The following is a 233-nucleotide window of genomic DNA, read 5'->3' as shown; positions in this document are numbered from 1 at the left end:
GCTCCTGGGTTTGATCGGCGAGTATCGCGTCGCCGACAGGGTTTCCGGTTCCTGTTTCGGTGATCGGCGGTTCGGAGACCTCGGAGTTAGGGTCACCGGACATGAGCTGGCCGAGGTCTGAATCTGCCGGGTCCGCAGGTTCGGTGGTGTAGTCCCGCCCGCCGATGTTCGAAGTGATCGGCTCCTGGGTTTGATCGGCGAGTATCGCGTCGCCGACAGGGTTTCCGGTTCCT

Annotated in this window: 1 protein-coding gene; it reads right to left on the bottom strand. The window is 62.7% G+C overall.

Features of this window, described 5'->3' with window-relative positions; all coding sequences use genetic code 11:
* Positions 1-233 (bottom strand): hypothetical protein (locus AC2ETI_RS32850; protein ID WP_483635080.1); only part of this gene is annotated, 233 nt, incomplete at both ends.

Source organism: Rhodococcus sp. MurmanLake-1, assembly GCF_056945715.1.
The sequence above is the reverse complement of the archived record's forward strand: the minus strand, read 5'-3'. Positions and strand labels throughout refer to the sequence as shown.